26 protein-coding genes are annotated in these 23407 nt (G+C 61.7%); 12 read left to right on the plus strand and 14 right to left on the minus strand.

Features of this window, described 5'->3' with window-relative positions; genetic code table 11:
* Positions 1-146: 146 nt before the first annotated feature.
* On the minus strand, positions 147-419 hold the full coding sequence (locus ACR0EZ_RS19245) for a hypothetical protein (protein ID WP_480616165.1): 273 nt from the start codon (positions 417-419) through the stop codon (positions 147-149).
* Between the two features lie 166 nt (positions 420-585).
* The gene (gene lepA, locus ACR0EZ_RS19250) at positions 586-2385 is read right to left on the minus strand and encodes a translation elongation factor 4 (RefSeq protein ID WP_480616167.1); all 1800 of its coding nucleotides are present in this window, start codon (positions 2383-2385) and stop codon (positions 586-588) included.
* A gap of 119 nt (positions 2386-2504) precedes the next feature.
* On the opposite strand from lepA, the gene ACR0EZ_RS19255 reads away from it, so the two are divergent.
* The 4 genes from ACR0EZ_RS19255 to ACR0EZ_RS19270 all read left to right on the plus strand — a co-directional run bounded on the left by ACR0EZ_RS19255 (position 2505) and on the right by ACR0EZ_RS19270 (position 5100).
* On the plus strand, positions 2505-3074 hold the full coding sequence (locus ACR0EZ_RS19255) for a hypothetical protein (protein WP_480616169.1): 570 nt from the start codon (positions 2505-2507) through the stop codon (positions 3072-3074).
* Between the two features lie 9 nt (positions 3075-3083).
* Entirely contained in the window at positions 3084-3608 is a 525-nt protein-coding gene (locus tag ACR0EZ_RS19260; protein WP_480616171.1) for a hypothetical protein, read from the plus strand.
* Positions 3609-3772: 164 nt separating this feature from the next.
* Positions 3773-4081, plus strand: a complete 309-nt coding sequence (locus tag ACR0EZ_RS19265; protein WP_480616173.1) for a hypothetical protein — start codon at positions 3773-3775, stop codon at positions 4079-4081.
* A gap of 65 nt (positions 4082-4146) precedes the next feature.
* On the plus strand, positions 4147-5100 hold the full coding sequence (locus ACR0EZ_RS19270) for a LysR family transcriptional regulator (protein WP_480616175.1): 954 nt from the start codon (positions 4147-4149) through the stop codon (positions 5098-5100).
* On the opposite strand, the gene ACR0EZ_RS19275 is transcribed toward ACR0EZ_RS19270, so the two are convergent.
* The gene (locus ACR0EZ_RS19275; protein WP_480616177.1) at positions 5097-5540 is read right to left on the minus strand and encodes a low molecular weight protein-tyrosine-phosphatase; all 444 of its coding nucleotides are present in this window, start codon (positions 5538-5540) and stop codon (positions 5097-5099) included. The genes ACR0EZ_RS19270 and ACR0EZ_RS19275 overlap by 4 nt on opposite strands.
* Before the next feature lie 28 nt (positions 5541-5568).
* Between ACR0EZ_RS19275 and ACR0EZ_RS19280 the strand changes: the two genes are divergently transcribed.
* Together ACR0EZ_RS19280 and ACR0EZ_RS19285 are read left to right on the plus strand one after the other, a co-directional pair.
* The gene (locus ACR0EZ_RS19280) at positions 5569-6270 is read left to right on the plus strand and encodes an NAD-dependent deacylase (RefSeq protein ID WP_480616178.1); all 702 of its coding nucleotides are present in this window, start codon (positions 5569-5571) and stop codon (positions 6268-6270) included.
* A gap of 60 nt (positions 6271-6330) precedes the next feature.
* A complete protein-coding gene (locus tag ACR0EZ_RS19285) occupies positions 6331-6939 on the plus strand; it encodes an HdeD family acid-resistance protein (RefSeq protein WP_480616180.1) in 609 nt (202 codons plus the stop codon).
* Positions 6940-7032: 93 nt separating this feature from the next.
* Here the strand turns inward: ACR0EZ_RS19285 and ACR0EZ_RS19290 are convergent, their stop codons facing one another.
* The 4 genes from ACR0EZ_RS19290 to meaB all read right to left on the minus strand — a co-directional run bounded on the left by ACR0EZ_RS19290 (position 7033) and on the right by meaB (position 9798).
* Positions 7033-7506 (minus strand): copper chaperone PCu(A)C, encoded by a 474-nt coding sequence (locus tag ACR0EZ_RS19290; protein ID WP_480616182.1) that lies wholly within the window; start codon positions 7504-7506, stop codon positions 7033-7035.
* A 40-nt stretch (positions 7507-7546) separates the two neighbouring features.
* On the minus strand, positions 7547-7828 hold the full coding sequence (locus tag ACR0EZ_RS19295; RefSeq protein ID WP_480616184.1) for a hypothetical protein: 282 nt from the start codon (positions 7826-7828) through the stop codon (positions 7547-7549).
* 477 nt (positions 7829-8305) lie between these two features.
* Positions 8306-8593, minus strand: a complete 288-nt coding sequence (gene rpmB / locus ACR0EZ_RS19300; protein ID WP_480616186.1) for a 50S ribosomal protein L28 — start codon at positions 8591-8593, stop codon at positions 8306-8308.
* 233 nt (positions 8594-8826) lie between these two features.
* The gene (gene meaB / locus ACR0EZ_RS19305; RefSeq protein ID WP_480616331.1) at positions 8827-9798 is read right to left on the minus strand and encodes a methylmalonyl Co-A mutase-associated GTPase MeaB; all 972 of its coding nucleotides are present in this window, start codon (positions 9796-9798) and stop codon (positions 8827-8829) included.
* Positions 9799-9971: 173 nt separating this feature from the next.
* On the opposite strand from meaB, the gene hrpB reads away from it, so the two are divergent.
* From hrpB to ACR0EZ_RS19320, 3 genes are all read left to right on the plus strand, one after another.
* Positions 9972-12425: an ATP-dependent helicase HrpB gene (hrpB, locus tag ACR0EZ_RS19310; protein WP_480616188.1), complete on the plus strand. Its 2454-nt coding sequence runs from the start codon at positions 9972-9974 to the stop codon at positions 12423-12425.
* 118 nt (positions 12426-12543) lie between these two features.
* Complete coding sequence (locus tag ACR0EZ_RS19315; RefSeq protein ID WP_480616190.1) at positions 12544-13002, plus strand: NUDIX hydrolase; 459 nt, start codon at positions 12544-12546, stop codon at positions 13000-13002.
* A gap of 91 nt (positions 13003-13093) precedes the next feature.
* Positions 13094-14572, plus strand: a complete 1479-nt coding sequence (locus ACR0EZ_RS19320) for an inorganic phosphate transporter (RefSeq protein ID WP_480616192.1) — start codon at positions 13094-13096, stop codon at positions 14570-14572.
* A gap of 8 nt (positions 14573-14580) precedes the next feature.
* Here the strand turns inward: ACR0EZ_RS19320 and ACR0EZ_RS19325 are convergent, their stop codons facing one another.
* The 3 genes from ACR0EZ_RS19325 to ACR0EZ_RS19335 form a co-directional block, all read right to left on the minus strand.
* A complete protein-coding gene (locus tag ACR0EZ_RS19325; protein ID WP_480616194.1) occupies positions 14581-15555 on the minus strand; it encodes a 2-dehydropantoate 2-reductase in 975 nt (324 codons plus the stop codon).
* Between the two features lie 58 nt (positions 15556-15613).
* Positions 15614-16597, minus strand: a complete 984-nt coding sequence (locus ACR0EZ_RS19330; RefSeq protein WP_480616196.1) for a pirin family protein — start codon at positions 16595-16597, stop codon at positions 15614-15616.
* 112 nt (positions 16598-16709) lie between these two features.
* On the minus strand, positions 16710-17552 hold the full coding sequence (locus ACR0EZ_RS19335; protein WP_480616198.1) for a phytanoyl-CoA dioxygenase family protein: 843 nt from the start codon (positions 17550-17552) through the stop codon (positions 16710-16712).
* A gap of 200 nt (positions 17553-17752) precedes the next feature.
* Here ACR0EZ_RS19335 and ACR0EZ_RS19340 point away from each other — a divergent pair, with 200 nt between their 5' ends.
* Together ACR0EZ_RS19340 and ACR0EZ_RS19345 are read left to right on the plus strand one after the other, a co-directional pair.
* Positions 17753-18232 (plus strand): twin-arginine translocation pathway signal, encoded by a 480-nt coding sequence (locus ACR0EZ_RS19340; protein ID WP_480616200.1) that lies wholly within the window; start codon positions 17753-17755, stop codon positions 18230-18232.
* A 6-nt stretch (positions 18233-18238) separates the two neighbouring features.
* Complete coding sequence (locus ACR0EZ_RS19345) at positions 18239-18838, plus strand: ferric reductase-like transmembrane domain-containing protein (RefSeq protein ID WP_480616202.1); 600 nt, start codon at positions 18239-18241, stop codon at positions 18836-18838.
* Between the two features lie 170 nt (positions 18839-19008).
* Here the strand turns inward: ACR0EZ_RS19345 and ACR0EZ_RS19350 are convergent, their stop codons facing one another.
* The 3 genes from ACR0EZ_RS19350 to ACR0EZ_RS19360 form a co-directional block, all read right to left on the minus strand.
* On the minus strand, positions 19009-19212 hold the full coding sequence (locus tag ACR0EZ_RS19350; RefSeq protein WP_480616204.1) for a tautomerase family protein: 204 nt from the start codon (positions 19210-19212) through the stop codon (positions 19009-19011).
* A 12-nt stretch (positions 19213-19224) separates the two neighbouring features.
* Entirely contained in the window at positions 19225-20151 is a 927-nt protein-coding gene (gene argF, locus ACR0EZ_RS19355; RefSeq protein WP_480616206.1) for an ornithine carbamoyltransferase, read from the minus strand.
* Between the two features lie 74 nt (positions 20152-20225).
* Entirely contained in the window at positions 20226-21413 is a 1188-nt protein-coding gene (locus ACR0EZ_RS19360) for an acetylornithine transaminase (protein WP_480616208.1), read from the minus strand.
* 292 nt (positions 21414-21705) lie between these two features.
* Here ACR0EZ_RS19360 and ACR0EZ_RS19365 point away from each other — a divergent pair, with 292 nt between their 5' ends.
* Positions 21706-22599: a DMT family transporter gene (locus ACR0EZ_RS19365; RefSeq protein WP_480616210.1), complete on the plus strand. Its 894-nt coding sequence runs from the start codon at positions 21706-21708 to the stop codon at positions 22597-22599.
* Here ACR0EZ_RS19365 and ACR0EZ_RS19370 read toward each other — a convergent pair.
* Positions 22581-23384 (minus strand): ABC transporter permease, encoded by an 804-nt coding sequence (locus ACR0EZ_RS19370; RefSeq protein WP_480616212.1) that lies wholly within the window; start codon positions 23382-23384, stop codon positions 22581-22583. The two genes, ACR0EZ_RS19365 and ACR0EZ_RS19370, sit on opposite strands and share 19 nt — an antisense overlap.
* Positions 23385-23407 lie beyond the last annotated feature (23 nt).

Raw genomic sequence — 23407 nt, forward strand, 5'->3', positions numbered from 1 at the left:
CGCAACCCGATATGACCGCTCCCCCAAAGTCTTCCTCTCAGCAATCGCCCTCGCCGCAACTGTCATCTATTGGTTATGAGTCCTGAGCCTAGGCAGAACACCAAATTATAACTAAAATCCGACCCAGTGTTGCTGCCGAGTCCGACTTACTTCTTTTCTATCGTACCGTCGCTGGCATTATTGACGATGTTCACCTGCACAGGCTGCTGATTGACACCAAAAGCGGTTATCAGTCCCCAAATCCATGCGCCGATCATCATCGGAATGCCTATGATGGCTCCGATGCCCAGCGTTCCGATTGTGATCAAGAAACCCAATCCGTACAGAATAATCTGAGCTATTCCCTGGCCGACCTGACCTACAAAAAATGAGCCGACACCCGGAATGAAAATGTTACAAACAATTGCTAGTGCTTTCATCGTACCCTCACTTCGCACACAAAAAACTCGATCTATCGTAAGGTAACGAAGCACACATTCATATCTTTTGCAATTTCAAACAAGCGCAGTTTTCATCCGGCCTGTGCAAACACGCCCGGCTTCCGAAGCGCCCCGTGACGAACTGCGTCACGAGGAGCGTACAACCCTAACTGTCCATCTTAAGCGCCGAAATAAACGCCTCCTGCGGGATATCCACCTTCCCGAACTGGCGCATTTTTTTCTTACCGGCCTTCTGCTTGTCCAGCAGTTTGCGTTTCCGCGTGGCGTCACCTCCGTAGCATTTGGCGGTCACGTCCTTGCGCAGCGCCGAGAGGGTCTCGCGGGCGATGACCTTGCCTCCGATGGCGGCCTGGATCGGGATTTTGAACATGTGGCGCGGGATCAGGTCCTTGAGCTTTTCGCACATCGCCCGGCCCCGCATCTCGGCCCGGTCGCGGTGAACCATGGTTGACAGCGCATCCACCGGCTCGTCATTCACAAGGATCGACATCTTGACCAGCGCATCCTCGCGGTAGCCAGTCATCTGATAGTCGAAGGACGCGTAACCTTTTGTTACCGATTTCAGGCGATCATAGAAGTCGAACACAACTTCGCTGAGGGGGAGGTCATAGACAACCATCGCACGTGAGCCCGCATAGGTCAGGTCCATCTGGATGCCACGGCGGTCCTGACACAGTTTCAGCACATCGCCCAGATATTCATCCGGCACCAGAATGGTCGCCTTGATGCGCGGTTCCTCAAGGTGGTCGACCTTGGACAGGTCCGGCATGTCGGCGGGGTTGTGCAGCTCGATCATCTCGCCGTCTTTCATGAAGACGTGGTAGATCACCGACGGCGCGGTGGTGATGAGCTCGATATCGTATTCGCGTTCGATGCGGTCGCGGATGACCTCTAGGTGCAGCAGGCCGAGGAAGCCGCAGCGGAAACCGAAACCCAGCGCCGCCGAGGTTTCCATTTCGAACGAGAACGAGGCGTCGTTCAGCGCAAGTTTGTCGATCGCGTCGCGCAGGTCTTCGAATTCGGCCGAGTCCACCGGAAAGAGGCCACAGAACACCACAGGCTGCGCGGGTTTGAAGCCCGGCAGGGCGTCCTCGGTCCCGTTGCGGTCATTGGTGATGGTGTCGCCGACCCGGGTGTCGCGAACCTGTTTGATCGAGGCGGTGAGAAAGCCGATCTCACCGGGGCCCAAGGAGTCGACCATCTCCATCTCGGGCCGGAAGACACCAACGCGGTCGACATGGTGCAGTGTGCCGTTCGACATGAACTTCACCCGCATGCCCTTTTTCAGCGTGCCGTCCATGATGCGGACCAGAACGATGACGCCGAGATAGGCGTCGTACCACGAATCCACCAGCATCGCCTTGAGCGGCGCGTCCAGATTGCCCTGCGGCGCGGGCAGATGGGTGACGATGGCTTCGAGCGTGTCGTGGATGCCCTGCCCCGTCTTGGCGCTGACCTGAATGGCGTCGGTCGCGTCGATGCCGATCACATCCTCGATCTGTTCGGCCACGCGGTCGCAGTCGGACGCGGGCAGGTCGATCTTGTTCAACACCGGCACGATCTCATGATCGGCGTCGATGGCCTGATAGACATTCGCCAGCGTCTGCGCCTCGACCCCCTGGGTCGAGTCCACGACCAGCAGCGAGCCTTCGACCGCGCGCATGGAGCGGCTGACCTCATAGGCGAAATCCACGTGACCGGGGGTGTCGATCAGGTTCAGCACATATTTCTCGCCATCATCGGCGGTATAGTCGATGCGGACCGTGTTGGCCTTGATAGTGATGCCCCGCTCGCGCTCGATATCCATGCTGTCGAGCAGCTGTTCCTTCATGTCGCGATCCTTGACCGTTCCGGTCTCTTGGATGAGCCGGTCAGCAAGGGTGGATTTGCCATGGTCGATATGCGCGACGATGGAGAAATTGCGGATATGAGCGAGGTCTGTCATGGGTTGGGGATATGTAGAGGAATCGTGGGTTGGTCAATAGAAACGCGACAGAGTTTCGTTGCCTTGTGTGTTGCGCAATGTAATTGCAGATTGGAACGGTCGTATTGCAGGGTTAGAGCGTGGCCGAACTCACCGTTGAAGAATTGTATGAGAGGCTTCGAGCCCTCCCAGCTTTGTCCTTGAAAGCAGTTGCAGCTCGTGCAGCACTGCAAGAACTTCCTTACGCCTTTGAGTTGTCCCATCACAGCTGGCATATTATCGGTGGTCAGCAAATTTTGCTGGTGTACATGCGAGCAGGTATAGTTTCCGGGCTCGCGGCCACAAGGCCGACTCCTGAGATACTTGGTCTCAATGCCGATGTGATCGCCAACCTCAATGCTCCCTCTGTAATAGACAACGTGCTCAGCACTCCCAAAAATGCAGAAAGTACGTTCAGAGCGGCCCTATGTACCACTAGCGACGTCAGCGACATGCTTCAGCAGCTCGTTAACAACCTCACTACTTACTATTGGGATGGCGTCCGCGAACGCAGTACCGACGCCTCCGCCCTTACCATTGCACCTGATGACACCGAGCAAGTGTTCGCTTCCAAACTATGGTATGGCGAGGCACCTGAATATTACGCCAGCTTGTCGCAGCAATTCTTCGACAATGCTCCCGGGACGCCGTGGGAATTTTGGGCTGAGTGATATGAGGGAATGCTCAACGGCGAACCTTTGGACTGGGAACTACAGCGCGGAATTGCGTTGATTAATAACGATATTTGGATGGAAGGCCCAGAAGCAGTCGCAAAAGAAATTGAAAAGGTTCAAACGCGATGGCAGGTCGGATTCACGTTAGCTGGCCTTAAGGACAGCTTCAAAGCACAGAGTTCTGCCCGTCACGGCATAGGTGGCAATAATCCTCCCGAATACATCGAAGACGAACGTTTGTCTGGCCCAATCACTTTGATTTGGGAAGCCGCCCAGGAGCTCTCGACAGCTTTGGAAGAAAAAAGCCCCGCTCGCGAGAGTATTGAATCGATCCTAGACAAGCTGAAATCAGGGTTGGCTGACCTGCTTAAATGGAGCGCTCTAACGGTCAAGTTGGCAGTCGGCACTGTTGTTGTCATAGGCTCCAAGCAATTCACAACCGCAGTTGTTGATGCCTATATTGCGAAACACCCGGAGAAAATCGAAGCGTTGATAGTAGCCTTGGAGCGGTGGTTGCCTTTCCTCTCATGATCGATTCTGGGCGGAAGCCCAGCCTACGGTGAGGGGTGTTTCCGCTTCATGCAATCACTTTTTCGAACCACCCAATTGATCCGTTAAACACTTTGATTCATACTCCCGCGCAGACCGAGAGGGGCACAAGACCCGTCCGGGCAGGCAAAAAACGAGGCTCGAGTATGAAACAGTTCCTCTTAATCGCATTCTGTGCGGCATCGCTGACGGCGGTGGCTCCGGTTGCGGATGCGGCGCAGATCAAGCGGGCGTGTCTGGCGTCGGACCGGGCGGCGGCGACGCGGGCGCGGTGCAGTTGCATTCAGCGCGTGGCCGATCAGGCGTTGACGCGCAGTGATCAGAAGACCGTCTCGAAATGGTTCGAAGACCCGCACAAGGCGCAGGAGTTGAAGATGTCGCAGTCCGCGCGCGATGACGCGCTGTGGGATCGGTATCAGAACTTCGGCCAGATGGCGCAGGCGATCTGCAGCTGACACCTGTCCGTCCTTGACCTGACCCGCCCTGCGCCTCAGAAAAGGCGCAGCGAAAGGTGTGTCTTATGGTGATGAAAGGGCTGACCCTGCGGGGCCTTGAAGTGTTCGAGGCGCTGGCGCGGACGGGATCGGTGGCGCAGGCGGCCGAGATCACGGGGCTCAGCCAGCCGTCGGTCAGCCAGCAGTTGCGCAATCTGGAAAAGGCTCTGGGCACCGATCTGGTGGACCACGGGCGGCGGCCGATGCGGCTGACGCAGGCCGGGCGCAGCTTTCTGACCCGCGCCGAGGCGGTTCTGGCCGAGCTGCAAATGGCCCAGAGCGAGCTTACCGTCATGGACCTTGGCCACCTGACCACCTTGTCCATCGGGTTGATCGACGATTTCGACAATGACCTGACGCCCCGGCTGGCGACCCTGCTGGCCGATAACCTCACCCGCTCGAAGTTCAAGCTGATCACCCTGCCCAGCCTGGACCTGTTCGCCGAGCTTGAGGCGCAGCGCCTGCATCTGATGGTCTCGGCCCATAGCGGCGAGGTGCTTGAAGGCGTTGTTGAATACCCTTTGGTGCGGGACCCGTTCATTCTGGTGGCTCCCAAAGGCGCAGGTGGGGCAGAGGCTGTGATGCAGGAACTGCCGTTCCTGCGCTACGCGCGCGAACAGCTGATCAGCCGCCAGATCGAAAGCCATCTGGCCCGCCAGCAGGTGGTGTTCGAGGAACGGTTCGAAATCGGTTCGCACCTGGCCCTGATGGCGATGGTCGCGCGCGGGCTGGGCTGGTCGATCACCACGCCGCTGGGCTTCATGCGGGCGGCGCGGTTCCATGACGGTCTCGAGGCTTACCCCACCGGGTTCGGTGACTTCTCACGCACGATCTCGCTGTTCACCCGCACCGACTGGTCGGATCAGGTGCCGCAAGAGGTCGCGGGGATGATGCGCCGACTGATGCAAAGCCAGATCGTCGACCCTGCCATTGCAAAGCTGCCGTGGTTGAGCGGGCAGTTGAGGGTTATGGCAGACTAGCCGTCCAGATATGCCCTCAGCCCCTCGACCGCCGTTTCGATCAGGTCCAGCGCCCCGTCGAAATCCCGCGTGTAATAGGGATCGGGCACGTGATCGGCACCGGTTTCAGGCGCGAAGTCGGTCAGCAGACGCACCGGGGTGTCGTTGCCCTTGGGGCGCAGACTTTCGATATCAGCGATGTTGTTGGCGTCCATCCCGATGATCAGGTCGAACCGGTCGAAATCCGCGGCGATGAATTGCCGGGCGCGCAGATCGCTCAGATCATATCCGCGCGCGCGGGCGGCGGATTGCATCGGGCCGTATGGGGGACCGCCGACATGCCAGTCCGAGGTTCCGGCACTGTCTGTGTCAAACTGCGGCGCACGGGCGCGAAAGACGCCTTCGGCGGCTGGTGAGCGGCAGATATTGCCCAGACAGACAAAGAGGATACGGTGTGTCATGCGCCAAGGTGTAACGCGCGGAGGGCAAATGGAAAAGATCGTCATACTCACCGGGGCCGGAATATCCGCCGAAAGCGGGCTCAGCACGTTTCGCGATGAAGATGGGCTGTGGGCGAAACACCGGATCGAGGATGTCGCCACGCCCGAAGCCTTTGCCCGCAACCCGGCGCTGGTGCAGGGGATCTACAATGCCCGCCGCGTGCAGGCCGCCAAGGTGCAGCCCAACGCAGCCCATCAGGCGCTGGCCCGGCTGCAGCGGGAGTGGCCCGGCGAGGTGGTGATCGTCACCCAGAACGTGGACGGGTTGCATGAGGCCGGCGGGGCAACGGACGTGGTCCACATGCATGGCACTCTGGCCGGGGCGCTTTGCGCCAATTGCGGGCATCGCTGGTCGTCACCGCCTGAAATGGAGGTTGGTGAGTCCTGCCCCGCCTGCGCCGCCCCGATGGCGCGGCCCGACGTGGTCTGGTTCGGCGAATTGCCCTATCACATGGACGAGATCTTCGATCATCTGGCCAGCGCGTCCGTTTTCGCCGCAATCGGGACCTCGGGTCAGGTCTATCCGGCGGCCAATTTCGTGCACGAGGCGCGCGCCGCCGGAGCGCATACGGTCGAGATCAATCTGGAACCCTCTTTCGGCGCATCGGGGTTTGCCGAACGGCTTGTGGGCAAGGCCACCGAGACGGTTCCGCGCTGGGTCGATCAATTGCTGAACCAACCCACGCAATGACTGCAGACAGACCGGTTTTTTCCCGGCTATTGTGAACGCATAGCAACTTCAGGGCGACCCATGACAGATCAAGACCCCCGGACCGGCGAAATTCTCGAGGACGGCAGCATGAAAGGCCGCGACCAGTTGAGCGAACAACTGGCCAGCCTCTGGTGGACCTTTCTGTTGCGGGGGCTTGCCGCCGCCGCTGTGGGCGTCGCAGCGCTGTTCTGGCCGAAACAGGGCATCGAATTGCTGGTGCGGCTGGTCGGGGTGCTGCTGGTCCTGGACGGCGGTCTGACGCTGCTGGGCTTCGGACGGCGCGGCCTGATCGGCGGCGTGGGGATTGGTGCGGCTCTTATCGGGCTGGTATTGCTGATCTGGCCCGAAGGCACCGTCAGGATTGCCTTTTTCCTGATCGGGGTCTGGATTTTGATCATTGGGATCGGCGCATTGGCGGCAACCCAGCAGATGCATGAGAGTGATCCGCAACGCGGGTCGATGCGGGTTTCCGGGTTTGTTGCCCTTCTGTTTGGGCTGATGCTGATGGTCTGGCCAACGGTCGTCTTCGTCGCGCTGGGGTGGGTCATTGCCTTTGGCGCGCTGGCCATGGCTGTCGTGATGTTCTGGCTCGCCTCGCGCTTTCGGCAGGCGGGCGACCGGGTCGGGATGAAAAACATCAACAGGTAACGCGCAGCGTCGTCCGGAACGGCAACAGGCCGGGCAAAGCCCGGCCTGACGCGTGGATGACGGTCGTAATGCGACCCGAAGACAGGCGTGGCCTCAGTTCGAATGCGCGCCGTGGCCGCCGTGGTCCTGACGCTCAAGATCGACCGGGATATCCAACTGAACCTCGCCCGCCTGTTCGAAGATCAGCGTGACCGGCACGGTTGCACCCTGTTCGAACGGCTGGGTCAGACCCATGAACATCACGTGATCCCCGCCACGTTTCAGGCTGTGGGCTTCCCCCGCGGGAATTACAAAGCCTTCTTCGACATGCACCATCTGGGCTACGCCATCGTCATTGATCTTGTGCGTATGCAATTCGACCCGCGCCGCCGCGTCCGAGGTTACTCCGATCAGGCGATCATCGGTCTCGCCCTGATTTTCAATGATCATAAAGGCAGCACCGGCCTTGGCGGCTTTGCCGCCCGAGCGGGCATAGGCGTCATCAACCACGATTGGGCCTTCGGCAAAGGCGGGAACGGCCAGCGCGGCAGCGGCCAGGGTTGCAAGCAGAGTAGTTTTGAGGGACATCGCGCCTCTCCTGTATAACAGTTTGAAATTTTGAGTGTTTTCAAACCAGAACAGGCGGCGCGCGCGCCGGTCTTTGGGGAATTGGCAGTGCAACCAGATTTCCGGCCTTCCGCACCGGCGCAGGCAGGGCCTGCTGCGGTTTTTCAGGCAACAGAGATGGTGGCGCAGCAAGCGCCCCGAGCAAGAACAGCGCATAATCCGGACAATAGTGCGGGGCGCGCGTCGGCCGACCGTCCCGGTCCATATAGACCACGACGGGACCTGTCCCGGTGCACAGCACCATCTGGCCGACGGCATTGTCGACCCCGCGCGATGCGGCCACGCTCTGCCCTGTCGCAACCAACAGAAGCGACAGTAAAACAGGCAGAATTTTAGCTTTTCCGGCTCTCATCCTGGCCTTGGTATAGGCCCTGAAAAGGGATGGCTTCAAGCGCCAAAGGGTCGCGCTTGAAGCCTGTTTTCAATAGTCCAGTCCGCGTCGTTTCACAGACCCTTTTGTAAGGCTTGTATGCGACCGGTTCACCCAACGCTGCATCCGGTTACAGGCCGAAAAGGTTCTGCGGTACAGCGACGAAAGCAGGATAAAAATATATGAACTCTTAAATGACATTTGTTAGCCCCGTCAGTTGGATGCCCATAGTCTTGCGCACGGACGGGGGCCTTGTCTGTGAACCATGTCACCAAACGCGGGTTTTTGTTCCGATTTTAGAAACAAAGCGATGGCCGCGCCTCAACCTGAAACCAAGAAGCCCTGCGCCACTGGGGGCACAGGGCTAAAAATTCTTTAAGCGCGAAAGGCTTAGGCCGAGGCTTGTGCCTTGGCGATTTCCTTTTTCACTTTCAGTGCGTTCGCGGACAGGTCTTCGTCCTTGGCTTTAGCCAGGAACGCGTCCAGACCACCGCGGTGGTCAACCGAACGCAGCGCCGCCGCCGAGATGCGCAGCTTGACGCCACGGCCCAGGGTTTCCGACTGCAGGGTAACGTCGTTCAGGTTGGGCAGGAAACGACGACGAGTTCTGTTTTTGGCGTGGCTGACATTGTTGCCAGTCATCGGGCCTTTTCCGGTCAGTTCGCAACGGCGCGACATGGTTTCTTCCTTTGTTTCTGGAGGCCGGGCAAACCGCCCACGGCCAAATCACAAGGGGCGCAACCCGAAGTCGCGCCCGAAAACTGGTTGGATGCGTGTAGTGGGAATCGCCGGAAGGGTCAAGACGGATCGCAGGAATTCTTCGACATTGGTTCCGGGCATGGAAATGGCCCTTGCGGGCCATGCCCCCGGCGGGAGTATTTGGGAAAAGATGAAGGGGTGCCGTGTCTTTGTCAGGTGAGGCTTGCCAGCATCTTCTCCGCTGCGGCACCGGGGCTGATCTGGCCTGTTGACACCTTTGCGTTCAGCGCCGCCATATCGGCTTTGGCCTGCGCCGTTTCCAGCTTTGCCAACAGGGCATGGCGCACCTCTTGCTCAAACCAGTACTGGGCCTGCGCCGCGCGGTTTGTGGCCCAGTGCCCGGCCTCGCGCCGCCATTCCGCGAGGGTCTGCATTTCGGTCCAGGCATCGGTCAGGCCATGTTCTTCGACCGCCGAGACGGTCATGGCCTTGGGAAAGCTTTCAGGGTCCTGCGGGCGTTTGCGCAGCAGGCGCAGCGCGCCCGCGTAGTCGGCGCAGGTGCGGGTGGCTGTGGCCTTGAGGTCTCCATCGGCCTTGTTGATCAGTATCATGTCGGCCATTTCCATGATGCCGCGTTTGACACCCTGTAATTCATCCCCTCCGGCAGGGGCCAAAAGCAGCAGGAACAGGTCGGACATCTCGGACACTACAGTTTCCGATTGGCCAACACCGACCGTTTCGATCAGGACCACATCATATCCCGCCGCCTCGCACAGGGCGATCGCCTCGCGCGTCCGACGGGCGACACCGCCCAAGTGGCTTTGGCTGGGGGACGGGCGGATGAACGCGTTTTTCTCGCGACTCAAACGCTCCATCCGGGTCTTGTCGCCCAGAATCGAGCCGCCCGAGCGGGCCGAGCTGGGATCGACTGCCAGAACCGCAACGCGCAGCCCCTGCCCTGTCAGCATCATGCCGAAGCTTTCGATGAAGGTGGATTTGCCCACACCCGGTGTGCCCGACAGGCCGATGCGCAACGATTGCCGGTCGGATTGCGACAGACGGGCCAGCAACTCGGCCGCCTGCGCACGGTGATCGGCGCGGCCACTTTCGACCAGCGTGATGGCACGGGCCAGGGCGCGGCGTTCTCCGTTCAAAATCCTGTCACTCAGGCTGTCTATGTCCATGTCGACCCCGATCTGTTGCGGCACGCCTACTTGCCGCCGCCGGGGGCGATTTGTCCAGCCCACACCTGTACGGAAATCTGCCATGCGCAGACTGCGCCGGTTACTGTTGCCGCCGATCCCCATGCGAAACGGTGGCGCTAGACCTTAGGCACCACTTGGCGGATAAAGCCGGAATGACGCACCGCCTGCCCATCGACGACGCCATCCCCGAGCTTTTGGCCGCGCTGAAAGCCCATGGCCGGGCCGTGCTGCAGGCCCCTCCGGGCGCGGGGAAGACCACGCGGGTTCCGCTTGCGATGCTTGAGGCCGGCCTGTGCGACGGCAAGATCGTGATGCTGGAGCCCCGGCGTCTGGCCGCGCGGGCGGCGGCTGAACGTATGGCCGAGACCCTGGGCGAACGGGCAGGGCAAACCGTCGGCTACCGCGTGCGGGGCGACGCGAAAGTGTCCAAAGCGACGCGGATCGAGGTTGTGACCGAGGGTATCCTGACCCGGATGCTGCAATCCGAGCCTGACCTGCCAGGCATCAGCGCAGTGATATTCGATGAATTCCACGAACGCTCGCTGAACGCCGATCTGGGGTTGGCGTTATGCCTCGAGGTCACCGAGGCACTGCGCGATGATCTGATCCTTCTGGCGATGTCGGCGACGCTGGATGCCGACCCCGTAAGCCGGTTGATGCAGGCCCCGCTGGTGACGTCCGAGGGGCGCAGTTACCCGGTTGAAACACGCTGGCTGGACCGCCCGATGGGACCCAAGACGCGGCGACTGGATGCGCTTGTCGATCTGGTGGTGCAGGCCGAGCGTGAGACGCGCGGTACCGGCGGCGGCATGCTGGTGTTTCTACCCGGCGAGGGCGAAATCCGGCGGGCGGAAGCGGCTTTAACAAGCCGCCTGCCGCAGGATTGCGCCCTGCGTCCGTTGTTCGGGGCCCTGCCCTTTGCCGCCCAGCGCGCGGCGATTGCGCCGGTCGAGGCCGGGCGCAAAGTGGTTCTGGCGACGTCGATTGCCGAAACCTCGCTGACCATACCGGACATTCGGGTGGTCGTGGATATGGGACAGGCGCGGCGGGCGCGGTTCGATCCCGGTTCGGGCATGTCGCGGCTGGTGACCGAGCGGGTCACGCGGGCCGAGGCCACTCAGCGGGCCGGGCGCGCGGGACGTGTCGCCGAAGGGGTCTGTTACCGGCTGTGGTCCAAGGGGGAAGACGGGGCATTGGCCGCCTATCCACCTGCCGAGATTGAAGCGGCGGATCTGACCGGTCTGGCGCTGGAACTGGCGCTTTGGGGGGCGGATGCGGGCGATCTGGCCTTTCTGACGCCGCCGCCCGAAGGTGCACTGGCCGAGGCGCGGGCGTTGCTTGGGATGCTGGGCGCATTCGACGGCAAGGGGCGGATCACCGGGCATGGGCGGGCCTTGGCGGCACTGCCCCTGCATCCTCGTTTGGGCCATACGCTGGTAACGGCGGGCGCGCAGGCTGCGCCCCTTGCCGCGATGATGGCCGAGCGGGACCCGTTGAAGGGCGCTCCTGCCGATATGCTGCTGCGGATGGAGGCCCTGCGCGATCTTCGCGCGTTTCAGCGCAATCGGGTCTGGCAAGCCAATGCGGGCACCATCGACCGGATCAAGGCCGAGACCAAACGTTTGCGCGCGCAGTCAGGGGATGGGCCCGATGACCTAAGCATGGCGGCGATGGCAGCTTTGGCCTATCCCGACCGGATCGGGCAGCGGCGCAAGGGGGATGCGCCGCGATATGTGTTGTCGGGTGGCAAGGGCGTCGTGCTCGACCGCGGGGACACGCTTGCCGCGGCGCCTTATCTGGTGGTGATCGACACCGATGGAGATCCGCGCGAGGCTCGGGTTCGGATGGCCGCACAGATCTCGGAACATGAAATCCGGGACCTGTTTGCCGATCAGATCGAATGGGTCGAGACCTGTGAATGGTCGAAACGGGACCGGCGCGTGATCGCCCGGCGGCAGGAGCGGCTGGGCGCGATTACCTTAACGGACCGCGTCTGGAAAGACGTGCCGGAACAAGCGGTAGCGCGGGCCATGCTGGATGGCGTGCGCGATCTGGGGTTGCGGCTGAACGGGGCGGCCGCCCGGCTGGCGGCGCGGGTGGAACTGGTGCGCGCCGACGGGGTGGACCTGCCGGATTTCTCGGAAGCCGGGCTGATGGCCGATCTGGAAGACTGGCTGCTGCCGATGCTGACCGGGGTGCGCAATGCCGAGGAGTGGAAGCGGTTCGATCCGGTCCCTGCGCTGCGGGCGCGGCTGGACTGGACACAGACGCAGGAACTGAACCGCCGGGCACCGGGCGCATTCGAGACACCACTGGGCCGCAAGGTGCCGATTGACTACAGCAACGCCGCCCCCGAAATCTCGGTCAGGTTGCAAGAGATGTTCGGTGTCACCCGGCATCCGATAGTCGGTGGCGCGCCGCTGAAGATCACTCTGCTGTCACCCGCCCAGCGCCCGATCCAGATTACCCGCGACCTGCCGGGATTCTGGGCCGGGTCCTACGCGGATGTCCGCAAGGATATGCGGGCGCAATATCCCAAGCACCCCTGGCCCGAAGACCCCACTCAGGCCGATCCCACATTGCGCGCCAAACGCAGGCGCGACTGACGTATAATTGCCGAATTCCGAACGTAACTTGTTAATTAATAACGGTTTCATTGAAAAAACGCATTTCACAGTTATTTTAACCTACCTGAAACAACACACCGGCCAGAACACAAGACACATGATTTCCGTGCTTCAAAAACTCTGGGATGAGGTCGGGCGACCATTGTTCCTCCGCCCCAGACGGGTGCAGTTTGCGGCGCTTTGCACGCGGGCAAACGGGTCGGATCACGAGGTTTTGCTGATTACCAGCCGGGAAACCAAACGCTGGGTTATCCCCAAAGGCTGGCCCATCGACGGGCTGGACGGGGCGGAAACCGCCCGGCAGGAGGCATGGGAAGAAGCCGGTGTGCAAACGGCAGATGTCGAAAAAGAGCCTGTTGGCCAGTACACCTACGACAAGTTACTCAAGGACGGTTCGGCACAGCCGGTCCTGACCAGCGTCTACCGCATCCATGTCCACGAATTGTCCGACAGCTTCCCCGAGGCGCATGAGCGCGAGCGGTGCTGGGTGTCGCCGCAGGTCGCTGCTGAACGCGTGGACGAACCTGAGCTGAGCGCACTGCTGCATCAAATCTGATCATACGGGTGGCGTTTCAGCGCCATTGCGGTTGCCACCGGGCGAGGAAACCGATAGCGCCAGATGTCAATCAGAAAAACCGCAGGGAAGAATGCCGGATACCCGTTCCAAATCGCGTTGGCAGACGCTGGACGACGACCTGAACCGCATATCGCGGGTCGAGTCGGCGAACTCGCATGTCTCGCGCCCCCTGTTTGCGCCGGGGATGGTGATGGTCTTCATGGCGCTGGCCGGGCTGATGGCCGCCGTGCTGTTCGGTCAGGCGCATGGCAGCCTGATTGTTGTCGCCGCAGCGGCCTTTGGGGCCTATATGGCGATCAATATCGGTGCCAACGACGTAGCAAACAACATGGGCCCGGCGGTTGGGGCCAACGCGATGTCCATGGGGGCCGCGATCTCGATTGCCGCCGTAGCCGAAAGCGCGGGTGCGTTGCTGGCCGGCGGCGACGTGGTTGCGACCATCTCGCAGGACATTATCGATCCCGCCTCAGTGCAGAACAGCTCGGTCTTCATCTGGGCGATGATGGCGGCGCTGATATCCTCGGCCATGTGGGTCAATCTGGCGACCTGGGTCGGGGCCCCGGTTTCGACCACGCATTCGGTTGTGGGCGGCGTCATGGGCGCGGGCATCGCCGCCGCAGGATTGGGCGCGGTGAACTGGAACACGATGGGCACGATTACCGCCAGTTGGGTGATCTCGCCCCTTCTGGGCGGCGTGATTGCCGCGGGTTTTCTGGCGCTGATCAAATCCAGGATTCAGTATCAGGACGACAAAATCGCCGCCGCCCGGTTCTGGGTGCCGCTGCTTGTGGCGCTGATGGCGGCGACATTTACCACCTATCTGGCCGTCAAGGGTCTGGCGCGGATCGTCTCGGTCGAGCTTGGAACGGCGGCTCTGATCGGGCTGGTCGCGGGTCTGATCACCTGGGTTGTCACCGGCCCCTGGGTGCGGCGGAAATCCGAAGGGCTGGAGAACCGCACGCGGTCGCTGAAAACCCTGTTCGGCCTGCCGCTGGCGGTGTCAGCCACATTCCTCAGCTTCGCGCATGGGGCCAATGATGTCGCCAATGCGGTGGGACCATTGGCGGGCATCGTCTATGCGGCGAAATCCGGCGGGTTTGCGGCGCAGGTTGCCATTCCCTCATGGGTGATGATCATCGGCGCGTTCGGCATCTCTTTCGGCCTGTTCCTGTTCGGCCCCAAGCTGATCCGCATGGTGGGCAGCCAGATCACACGCCTGAACCCGATGCGCGCCTTTTGCGTGGCGCTTTCGGCGGCGATCACCGTGATCGTCGCAAGTTGGCTGGGGCTGCCGGTCAGTTCCACCCATATCGCTGTCGGGGCCGTGTTCGGCGTCGGGTTTTACCGCGAATGGCATCTGGAGCGGCGGTGGAAACTGTCCAACCTGCAGCGCCCTTCGGGCCAGAGGTTGGCGCGGGAAGAGCATCAAAGGCGCAAGCTGGTCCGGCGGTCGCATTTCATGACCATTGTGGCGGCCTGGGTTGTCACGGTTCCGGCCGCGGCAACCATGTCGGCCGTGATCTTCTGGATGCTGACCGCCTTTGCCTGACCCGGAGTTCAGGGCCTGATCTGATCCGGCGTCAGCGACGTCTCGGGCGCGTGTTTGATCAGGTCCGACACCCGCACACAGAGCGGCGTCGGTGTCCCGGTTGCCTGACCGAGACGTATGATCTCTCCCTGCAGGCAGTCGATTTCCGTGGGGCGGCCAGCCGACAGATCGTATGCCATCGATGTTCGGGCATTGGGGTCAATGGTCAGCATGCGCGCGGCAATGCGGGTGAACAACGGTGTCGGCAAACGCAGGATATGGGGCGTCATCCACGCGGGCAGCGGCGTGGTCGACGCAACGGGGTGACCGGCGGCTTTCAGAACGGTCAAAGCCTCGGACATCTGATCTGCCATCAGGTGCCGCCACGTGCGGTTCAGCAATTGCTCAACCAGTGTCAGACCCGACAGGGCATTGAGCGCATTGTTGAGGTTGATGACCAGCTTGCCCCACTGCACCGCCTCAATCTCATCGCTTTCGGTCACCGGCAGGTCGGGATTGTCGAGTTGTTCGGCCAGACCACCGGGTCCCGACTGAATGACAATCTCACCCGACGTGGCCCGGTGATAGGTCGCTGTTTCGGTCGGCACCACGTTGAAGGGCACCATCCCGGCGCGCACGTCTCGCCCCGGCAGGGCGGCGCGCAGGATGCGCGCGTTCTCCATCCCGTTTTGCCACGACAGGACCGGTGCTGCTTCCGGCGCATTGGCGGCGATCAGTTCGGCCATACCCGGCGTCGCGACGGATTTGACCGTCACGATGACCAGTTCGGCAGCGCCAAGGCTTTCGGGATTTTCATCAAGGGTCAGATTGGCGGCGGGCACGGAACGGCGCAGACCCGAGAAATCCGTCAGCGTCAGCCCATGCGCCCGGATCGGGTCCAGCACATGGGCGCGGCCCAGCAAAGTCACATCATGACCCGCATGCGCCAGCAAACCCCCGCAGTAGCAGCCAATGCTGCCTGCGCCCGCAAACACGATCTTCATGGCGACCCTCCTCACCTGATGGAAGGATCGCCGGGAATTCATTATCGCGCAAGTATGGTTAACCCTGACCCTGCCGGGCCGTTTTTGCCCGTCTAGGCTTTGTCTGCTGCAGTTCATCCGAGATGGGAATGAACTCCTGATCGTCACCGGGCGGCAGGTGGAAGGCCCCGTTGGCCCAATCTGCCGCTTTCCATTCACGCGTCGCGGTTTCGATTTTTTCTTTCGAGGATGAGACGAAATTCCACCAGATATAGCGATCCTCGTTCAGCGTCGCCCCGCCCAGCAGCATCAGCCGCGCGCCCAGAGGCCCGGCCTTGGCCGAGAGCCGATCACCCGGGCGGAACACCATCATGCGGCCCGCATCGAACATGTCCCCGGCGATTTCGACCGAGCCTTCGGTGACATAAACGCCGCGATCCTCATGATCGTCGGGCAGCGGGAAGGATGCGCCGGGGTCCAGTTGCACGTCCAGATAAAAGGTTTCCGACAGCATGGTGACCGGGCTGTTCTCGCCATAGGCCGAGCCAAGGATCAGCCGCGCGCTTACGCCTGTGTCCTGAATATGGGGCAGCGCGCCCTGTTTGTGGTGTTCGAAATCGGGGGCCATATCCTCCTGCGCTTCGGGCAGCGCAATCCAGGTCTGGATGCCGAACAGGCTGTGTTTTGTGCCTCGGGTTTCGTCGCTGGTGCGTTCGGAATGGGTCACGCCGCGTCCGGCGACCATCCAGTTCACCTCGCCGGGATAGATCATCTGATGGGTGCCCAGGCTGTCGCGATGTTCGAATTCGCCCTGATACAGATAAGTCACGGTGCCCAGCCCGATATGCGGGTGCGGGCGCACATCGATGCCGCCTTCGGTGATGAACTCGGCAGGACCCATCTGGTCGAAGAAGATGAACGGACCCACAAGCTGGCGCTGGACCGAGGGCAAGGCGCGGCGCACCTCGAACCCGCCCAGATCGCGGGCGCGCGGGATGATCAGCGTTTCCAGCGCCGGGTTTTCGGACACGCATTCTGGGGTGTGGGTGGGGTTCCAACTCATGCCTGTTCTCCAAAATCCTGTGGGGCCGCAATTGACACCTTGTTCGTGATTGCAAATGTAGAGCAGGCAATTTGAATGAAAAGTGCGCCACCGCACATATCAGGTGCAATTGCTAAGCCTGCTCGCGCGGCCAGAGCTGTGGGAAAAACGGCCCGGCAATCCGGTCGCCTTCGCGATAGCCTGCGGCCTCGAACTGGGCGCGCTCGTCTTTGGCCCAGTTGCCGCGATAGCGGATCACACCGTCCGGCGCGGTCATTCTGAGGGTGAACCGGCGCACGGTCTCGGTCGGCGTGGTCGAGGACAAACCGCCATGCAGGGTGCGCATGTCGAAGAAAATGCAATCGCCGGGCTCCATATCCCATTGCAGCAGGTCATAGGCGCCGGGATCGGCGTTGATATCCGGAGGCGGATGATAGGTCTGGCCCGCGACCTCGGTCGGTTCATAGCTGGGATGCCCGTCGGCAAACCGCACGCGCATGAACAGCTTTTCCCACAAATGAGAGCCCTTCACGAACGCGATGCCGTTTTCCTTGCTCACTGGCTCCAGCGGCAGCCAGAGCACACACATCGTGCCTTCGAAATCGAAATAGGACAGGTCCTGATGGAAGGGCGGGCGCGAGGTCGATCCGGCCTCGCGCAGGAACCAGTTATCCATGACGAGATTAACCGACGGGGCCTCCAGCAATCCAGCGGCAAGGGGCGCGCAGGGGGACTGGCGGACAAACTTCGTAAATTGCGGGATCTTGTTCCACGCCCAGTAGTCTTCGAAATAGGCCGGCGCGCGCGGGTCTTTGGTGTGGCGGGTGAAATTGTCCGTGGGGCGTGCGAGGTCGGCGTCGATGCCGTCGCGCAGCAGGTCCAGCCAGTCGGCAGAGAATTTCGACCTCAGAACAACCGCCCCGTCCCGCTGAAACGCGGCGATATCTTCGCGTGTGACCTGGTTTTGCATCGTCATTGGCTACCTTTCCGGACGATCCAAAGGATGACATCCCGGCTCGCGTGGCGTCAAAGAGTTTCGGTCTGGCCGCTTTGGTCCCGCGAGCGGTCGCGATTCTCTGCCCGATCGATCTCGGAATCCGCGGAAAGCGTGCTATCTTGGACAATGGATGCCGCAGACTGACCCGAATGGATTGCCTATTTGCAGGAGGTCGCTTGATGACTGAATTGCTTTTCTCCCGCCGTTCCGTGATTGCCGCGGGAACTGCCGCAGTGGCCACCGGCCTTTGGGTTCCAGCGCGTGCGGCGGGGCTTGAGCCCACGCGGTCGATGCGCGGCGGGTCCAACAACTATCGCCCCGGCGCGCCCATCGTCGACCGGATCGGCGGTGGCGGGTTCTGGATGACGGGCACGGTACGGCGCGCGGGCGACGGAGCGCCCCTGCCCAACCAACGCATTCAAATCTGGGCCCACACGACCGAGGGGCACGAACGCGACCAACGCAGCCATGGCGCGACACTGACCGATGCGAACGGCGCGTTCCGGCTGGAAATGCCCCAGATCGTACCCGCTTTTGGCCAGCCGCACGGGCATCTGGCGTATGATAGCGGCGAGTTCGAGACGGTCTTTCTGCGCCCGGTCATGGCCAGTTCCAAAGACAAGACCCTGGCGGCGCATTTCGTGTTGCAGCCTGCCTGAGCTTCAGTGCGTCGCAATGTTGTAATCTGGGGCGCGCTGATTGTGGCCCTCTCGGTGCCGGTCATCGCGGCGGCGTTCAGCCCTTTGCTGGCGTGGCGGCAACCGGTCTACATCGTTGCCGGGTTTGCCGGGGTTATCAGCATGTGCCTGTTGCTGATGCAACCCTTGCTGGCCGGGCGCTGGTTGCCCGGTCTGTCCGCGATGGTCAGCCGTCGCTGGCACAGGGTGTGCGGTCTGGCGCTGATAACGGCGATTGTGATCCATGTGGTCGGACTGTGGCTGACCAGCCCGCCGGATGTTGTGGACGCTTTGCTTTTCGTCTCACCCACGCCGTTTTCGGTCTGGGGTGTGACCGCGATGTGGGCGGCGTTTTCTGCGGCTTTTCTGGGCATTTACCGGCAGCGGCTGGGGGTGCGATTTCGCCTCTGGCGACTGACCCACGCGGGGCTGGCCATCGTCACCATATCGGGCAGCGTGGTGCACGCGCTGTTGATCGAGGGCACGATGGAGGTCATGACCAAGGTTGTGCTGTGTGTACTGGTTGTATTGGCAAGCGCAGCGACGGTGATCAAGCTTCGCATCTGGGAGATCGGGCGGCGCACCTGAACGCGGATGCGCCGCCGGGCGCCGGGTTATGGTCCGGCCAGCCGTTTGGCATATGAAGCACGGTCCATCTGAACGTCTTGCACCGTGATGCTTCCAACCTCGGGCATGGCCCCGGCCAGAACATCCAGAATAATCGCGTTGAGCGCCCTGCGCGTCGCCTCGTCCCGGCCCTACATCAGCAATAGTGTGGCATGAACAAAGCTCTGAGGCTCTGAGCCGATACGATAGTAGGCGACCGGCGCGGCGCGGATCTTGATCGTGTCGGCGTCGAATTCGGGATGTTCCGCCAGGACCGAGAACAGCCGGTCGCAGATGGCCTGAACATCATGGGTCTGTTCGATGCCTTTCGAGAACTCCAATGTCACATGGGGCATGGTGTCGTCCCGTTAGACGCCCAGACACCAGCGCATCACCGCTTTTTGCGCGTGCAGGCGGTTTTCGGCCTCATCGAAGATGACCGAGTTGGGGCCGTCCATGACCTCGGAAGTGGCTTCCTCCTCGCGGTGCGCGGGCAGGCAGTGCATGAACAGCGCATCCGGCTTGGCGTGGGACATGAGGTCAGCGTTCACCTGATAGGGGCGCAGCAGGTTGTGGCGGCGTTCCTTGGCGGACTGGCTGTCATGCATCGAGACCCATGTATCGGCCACCACAAGGTCTGCGCCTTCGACCGCTTTATAGGCGTCCCGTTCGACCACGATTTTCGAACCCTTCTGGCGGGCGAAACCCATGAACTCTTCCTCGGGGTCGAACTGGGCGGGGCCGGTGAAAGTGAGGTCAAAACCGAACTGGCCCGCCGCGTGCAGGAACGAGGCGCAGACATTGTTGCCGTCGCCGGTCCAGACCACCTTTTTGCCCGCGATGGGCCCGCGGTGTTCCTCGAAGGTCTGGACATCGGCCATGATCTGGCAGGGATGGGTGCGATCGGTCAGGCCGTTGATCACGGGCACGTCCGAATATTCAGCCATCTCGGTCAGGATCGTTTCGTCAAACGTCCGGATCATGATCATGTCGACATAGCGCGACAGCACGCGGGCGGTGTCGGCGATGGTTTCTCCGTGACCCAATTGCATGTCCTTGCCGGACAGCACCATGGTCTGACCGCCCATCTGACGGACACCCACATCGAAGGAAACGCGCGTACGGGTCGACGGCTTTTCAAAGATCAGCGCCACCATGCGGCCTGCCAGCGGCTGTTCGTCATCCGGGGCGGCTTTGGGCCGGCCAAGACGGGCTTGTTTCATGGCGCTGGCCTGGTCGATCATGGACCGCAACGCTGTGGCGTCGGTCTTGTGGATATCGAGGAAGTGGTTCATATCGTGTCGCTTTTGGCTGATGGCGGGTGGGGGCCAGCCCCCACACCCCCGGAGTATTTGAGAAAAGATGAAGATCAGGCAGTGGCCAGATTGGATTCAACCTGTGTGGCGGCCTTATCGAGGCGGATCAGGGCCTGGGCGATGTCATCCTCGGTCAGGGTCAGCGGCGGCAGCAGGCGGATCACGTTGTCGGCGGCGGGGACGGTGATGACCTCGTTGTCATAACCTGCATTGACCACGTCGATATTGGCGGGCTTGCATTTCAGGCCCAGCATGAGGCCCGCGCCGCGCACCTCTTCGAACACGTCTGGGTGGTCGGCGATCAGGCCTTCAAGCTTCTGCCGCAGCAGCCCCGCCTTGCGGTTAACGCCTTCGAGGAACGCGGGCGTGGCGACCTGGTCGATCACCGCGCAACCGACGGCGCAGCCCAGCGGGTTGCCCCCGTATGTCGAGCCGTGGGTGCCTGCGGTCATGCCGCTGGCCGCGTCTTCGGTGGCCAGAACCGCGCCCAGGGGGAAGCCGCCGCCGATGCCTTTGGCGACCATCATGATATCGGGGGTGATCCCGGCCCATTCATGGGCGAAGAGCTTACCGGTGCGCCCGACGCCGCATTGCACCTCGTCCAGGATCAGCAGCAGGCCATGGTCGTCGCAGATCTGGCGTAGGGCTTTCAGTTCCGCATCCGGGACGGGGCGGATGCCGCCTTCGCCCTGAATGGGTTCGATCAGGATGGCGGCGGTTTTGTCGGAGATGGCGTTGGTGACGCCATCCAGATCGCCGAAGGTCAGGTGCACGAATCCGGGCAGCAGCGGGCCGAAGCCTTTGGTCATTTTCTCGCCACCAGCGGCAGCGATCCCGGCCGAGGACCGGCCGTGGAACGAGCCGTCGAAGGTGAGGATTTCGACCCGGTCGGGCTGGCCTTTGTCATAGAAATACTTGCGGGCCATTTTCACGGCCAGTTCACAGGATTCGGTGCCCGAATTGGTGAAGAACACCGTGTCGGCAAAGGTATGTTCCACCAGCCTGTCGGCCAGCGCCTGCTGTTGCGGGATGTTGTAGAGGTTCGAGACATGCCACAGCGCATGCGCCTGTTCGGTCAGCGCGTTGACCAGCGCGGGATGCGCGTGACCCAGCGCGTTCACCGCGATCCCGGCGCCGAGGTCCAGAAAACGTCGGCCATCCGCCTCGGTCAGCCAGGCGCCTTCGCCCTTCACGAAACTCAGGGGCGCACGGTTATAGGTCGGCAGAACGGACGGGATCATCGGATCATCCTTTTCGCTAGGTTAAGCCCTGTGAGTGATACAACAGGGCCGTGTTCGTCAACTGATTTGGTGGGGATTGCGCAGATTTGGCCTGCGCACACAGATCAAACGGGCCGGTTACGCGGCAAAGCGTCGGCGTCGGAGGCGCAGGATATGTGCGTGTTTGATCATGAGGGGCCGTATAGCGGGCACAACGCAGCCTGAAAACCCTGAAAATTCCCGGCGACGCACTTTCAGATTGAGACGCCATTTCGCGCTTGCCATTTGCCCCGCCCTGCATCACCGCTGGCACATGTTCGTTGCCAAGGCCCATAATCCACCCCTTGCGGCGCTGCTGATTGTCGCCGCCAGTTCGTTCATGGCCAGCACGACCCTGCTGGCCAAGGCTTTGGGCACCGATACGCTGGGGCCGGCGCTGCATCCGATGCAGATCAGCCATGGGCGGTTCCTGTTTGCCTTTCTGACGATCATCTGCGCCGTAGGCATTCTGCGTCCGCGCCTGCGCCGCCCACATTGGGGTCTGCATATCGGGCGCACAAGTTTCGGCTGGGTCGGGATCACGCTGATGTTCGCCTCGGTCGCGTTCATCCCGATTGCCGATGCCACCGCGATATCCTTTCTGAACCCGGTCTTCGCGATGGTTCTGGCGATCCCGCTGCTGAAAGAAGGCGTCGGCCCGTGGCGTTGGCTGGCCGCTGCGGTGGCCCTGACCGGGGCGCTGATCCTGCTGCGGCCCACGGCGGCGAGTTTTCAGCCCGCCGCCCTGCTGGCCCTGACCGCTGCGGCCATGATCGGGATGGAGGTGATTTTCATCAAGAAACTCTCGGGCCGCGAGAGTCCGATCCAGATTCTGCTGATCAACAACACGATGGGGCTGACGATCGCCTCGGTCGCGGTGAGTTTCGTGTTTCAGATGCCGACACCCGCGCAATGGGCCGCGCTGGCAGGGATCGGTGTGCTGATGGCCTGCGCGCAAGCCTGTTTCGTCAATGGGATGGCGCGGGCGGATGCCTCATTCGTGGCGCCAATCAGCTATGCAACGTTGATCTTCGCGGCCTTTTTCGACTTTGTCGTGTTTGGCGTTGTGCCGGACGGGATCAGCCTGACCGGATCGGCCATCATCCTTGCGGGCGGGCTGATCCTGGTCTGGCGCGAGGCCATTCACCGTCAGGCTTTGAGCCGGTAGCCCGTCCGCAGCATCTGCCAGATCAGCGCGCAGACCAGCAAAGTCGCCACGGCGCACACGGCACCGCCCAGCAGCGGCGCGCTGTCCGACACGCCGATCATGCCGTAGCGCAGCCCGTCGATCAGATAAAACACAGGGTTCACGTGGCTGATCGCGTTCAGCACCGGCGGCAGGGCCTGAACAGAATAGAAGGTGCCTGACAGGAAGGCCAAGGGCGTCACGATGAAGTTGGTGATCGCCGCCATTTGGTCGAACTTGTTGGCAAAAATCCCCGCCAGCAGCCCCAGCGCGCCCATGAAGGCCCCGCCGAGGACCACGAAAACCAGCGCAATCAGCGGATGCTGCGGCACCAGACCCAGCACAAGCGCCAGCGCGGTTGCCACGACACAGGCGATCAGGACACCGCGCACGATGCCTCCGGCCAGATAGCCCAGCAGGATTTCCAGCGGCGACAGCGGCGGCATCAGCGTATCGACGATATTGCCCTGCACCTTGGCAATCACCATCGACGAGGACGTGTTGGCAAAGGCATTCTGGATCACCGTCATCATCATGATGCCGGGGGCCAGAAAAGTCAGGAAGGGCACGCCCATCACATCCGACCGGCTGGGGCCGATGGCGATGTTGAAGATCAGCAGGAACAGGCCCGCAGTCACCAGCGGGGCCAGCAATGTTTGCGTCCAGACCGCCAGGAAGCGCTGCGTTTCACGCTGCGCCAGCGTGTAAAGGCCCATCCAGTTCACCGCCCCAAAGCGGCGTGCATCGTGATCCATGAGATTCTGCATGATCCGCCCCATAGCTGATTCGA

It is taken from the genome of Ruegeria sp. AK4, from assembly GCF_056541025.1.

Coding starts and splice junctions, on each gene's coding strand:
- ACR0EZ_RS19245 (WP_480616165.1), bottom strand. CDS start 419: ATGAAAGCACTAGCAATTGTTTGTAACATTTTCATTCCGGGTGTCGGC.
- lepA (WP_480616167.1), bottom strand. CDS start 2,385: ATGACAGACCTCGCTCATATCCGCAATTTCTCCATCGTCGCGCATATC.
- ACR0EZ_RS19260 (WP_480616171.1), top strand. CDS start 3,084: ATGCTCAACGGCGAACCTTTGGACTGGGAACTACAGCGCGGAATTGCG.
- ACR0EZ_RS19265 (WP_480616173.1), top strand. CDS start 3,773: ATGAAACAGTTCCTCTTAATCGCATTCTGTGCGGCATCGCTGACGGCG.
- ACR0EZ_RS19270 (WP_480616175.1), top strand. CDS start 4,147: ATGGTGATGAAAGGGCTGACCCTGCGGGGCCTTGAAGTGTTCGAGGCG.
- ACR0EZ_RS19275 (WP_480616177.1), bottom strand. CDS start 5,540: ATGACACACCGTATCCTCTTTGTCTGTCTGGGCAATATCTGCCGCTCA.
- ACR0EZ_RS19280 (WP_480616178.1), top strand. CDS start 5,569: ATGGAAAAGATCGTCATACTCACCGGGGCCGGAATATCCGCCGAAAGC.
- ACR0EZ_RS19285 (WP_480616180.1), top strand. CDS start 6,331: ATGACAGATCAAGACCCCCGGACCGGCGAAATTCTCGAGGACGGCAGC.
- ACR0EZ_RS19290 (WP_480616182.1), bottom strand. CDS start 7,506: ATGTCCCTCAAAACTACTCTGCTTGCAACCCTGGCCGCTGCCGCGCTG.
- rpmB (WP_480616186.1), bottom strand. CDS start 8,593: ATGTCGCGCCGTTGCGAACTGACCGGAAAAGGCCCGATGACTGGCAAC.
- meaB (WP_480616331.1), bottom strand. CDS start 9,798: ATGGACATAGACAGCCTGAGTGACAGGATTTTGAACGGAGAACGCCGC.
- hrpB (WP_480616188.1), top strand. CDS start 9,972: ATGACGCACCGCCTGCCCATCGACGACGCCATCCCCGAGCTTTTGGCC.
- ACR0EZ_RS19315 (WP_480616190.1), top strand. CDS start 12,544: ATGATTTCCGTGCTTCAAAAACTCTGGGATGAGGTCGGGCGACCATTG.
- ACR0EZ_RS19320 (WP_480616192.1), top strand. CDS start 13,094: ATGCCGGATACCCGTTCCAAATCGCGTTGGCAGACGCTGGACGACGAC.
- ACR0EZ_RS19325 (WP_480616194.1), bottom strand. CDS start 15,555: ATGAAGATCGTGTTTGCGGGCGCAGGCAGCATTGGCTGCTACTGCGGG.
- ACR0EZ_RS19330 (WP_480616196.1), bottom strand. CDS start 16,597: ATGAGTTGGAACCCCACCCACACCCCAGAATGCGTGTCCGAAAACCCG.
- ACR0EZ_RS19335 (WP_480616198.1), bottom strand. CDS start 17,552: ATGACGATGCAAAACCAGGTCACACGCGAAGATATCGCCGCGTTTCAG.
- ACR0EZ_RS19340 (WP_480616200.1), top strand. CDS start 17,753: ATGACTGAATTGCTTTTCTCCCGCCGTTCCGTGATTGCCGCGGGAACT.
- ACR0EZ_RS19350 (WP_480616204.1), bottom strand. CDS start 19,212: ATGCCCCATGTGACATTGGAGTTCTCGAAAGGCATCGAACAGACCCAT.
- argF (WP_480616206.1), bottom strand. CDS start 20,151: ATGAACCACTTCCTCGATATCCACAAGACCGACGCCACAGCGTTGCGG.
- ACR0EZ_RS19360 (WP_480616208.1), bottom strand. CDS start 21,413: ATGATCCCGTCCGTTCTGCCGACCTATAACCGTGCGCCCCTGAGTTTC.
- ACR0EZ_RS19365 (WP_480616210.1), top strand. CDS start 21,706: ATGTTCGTTGCCAAGGCCCATAATCCACCCCTTGCGGCGCTGCTGATT.
- ACR0EZ_RS19370 (WP_480616212.1), bottom strand. CDS start 23,384: ATGCAGAATCTCATGGATCACGATGCACGCCGCTTTGGGGCGGTGAAC.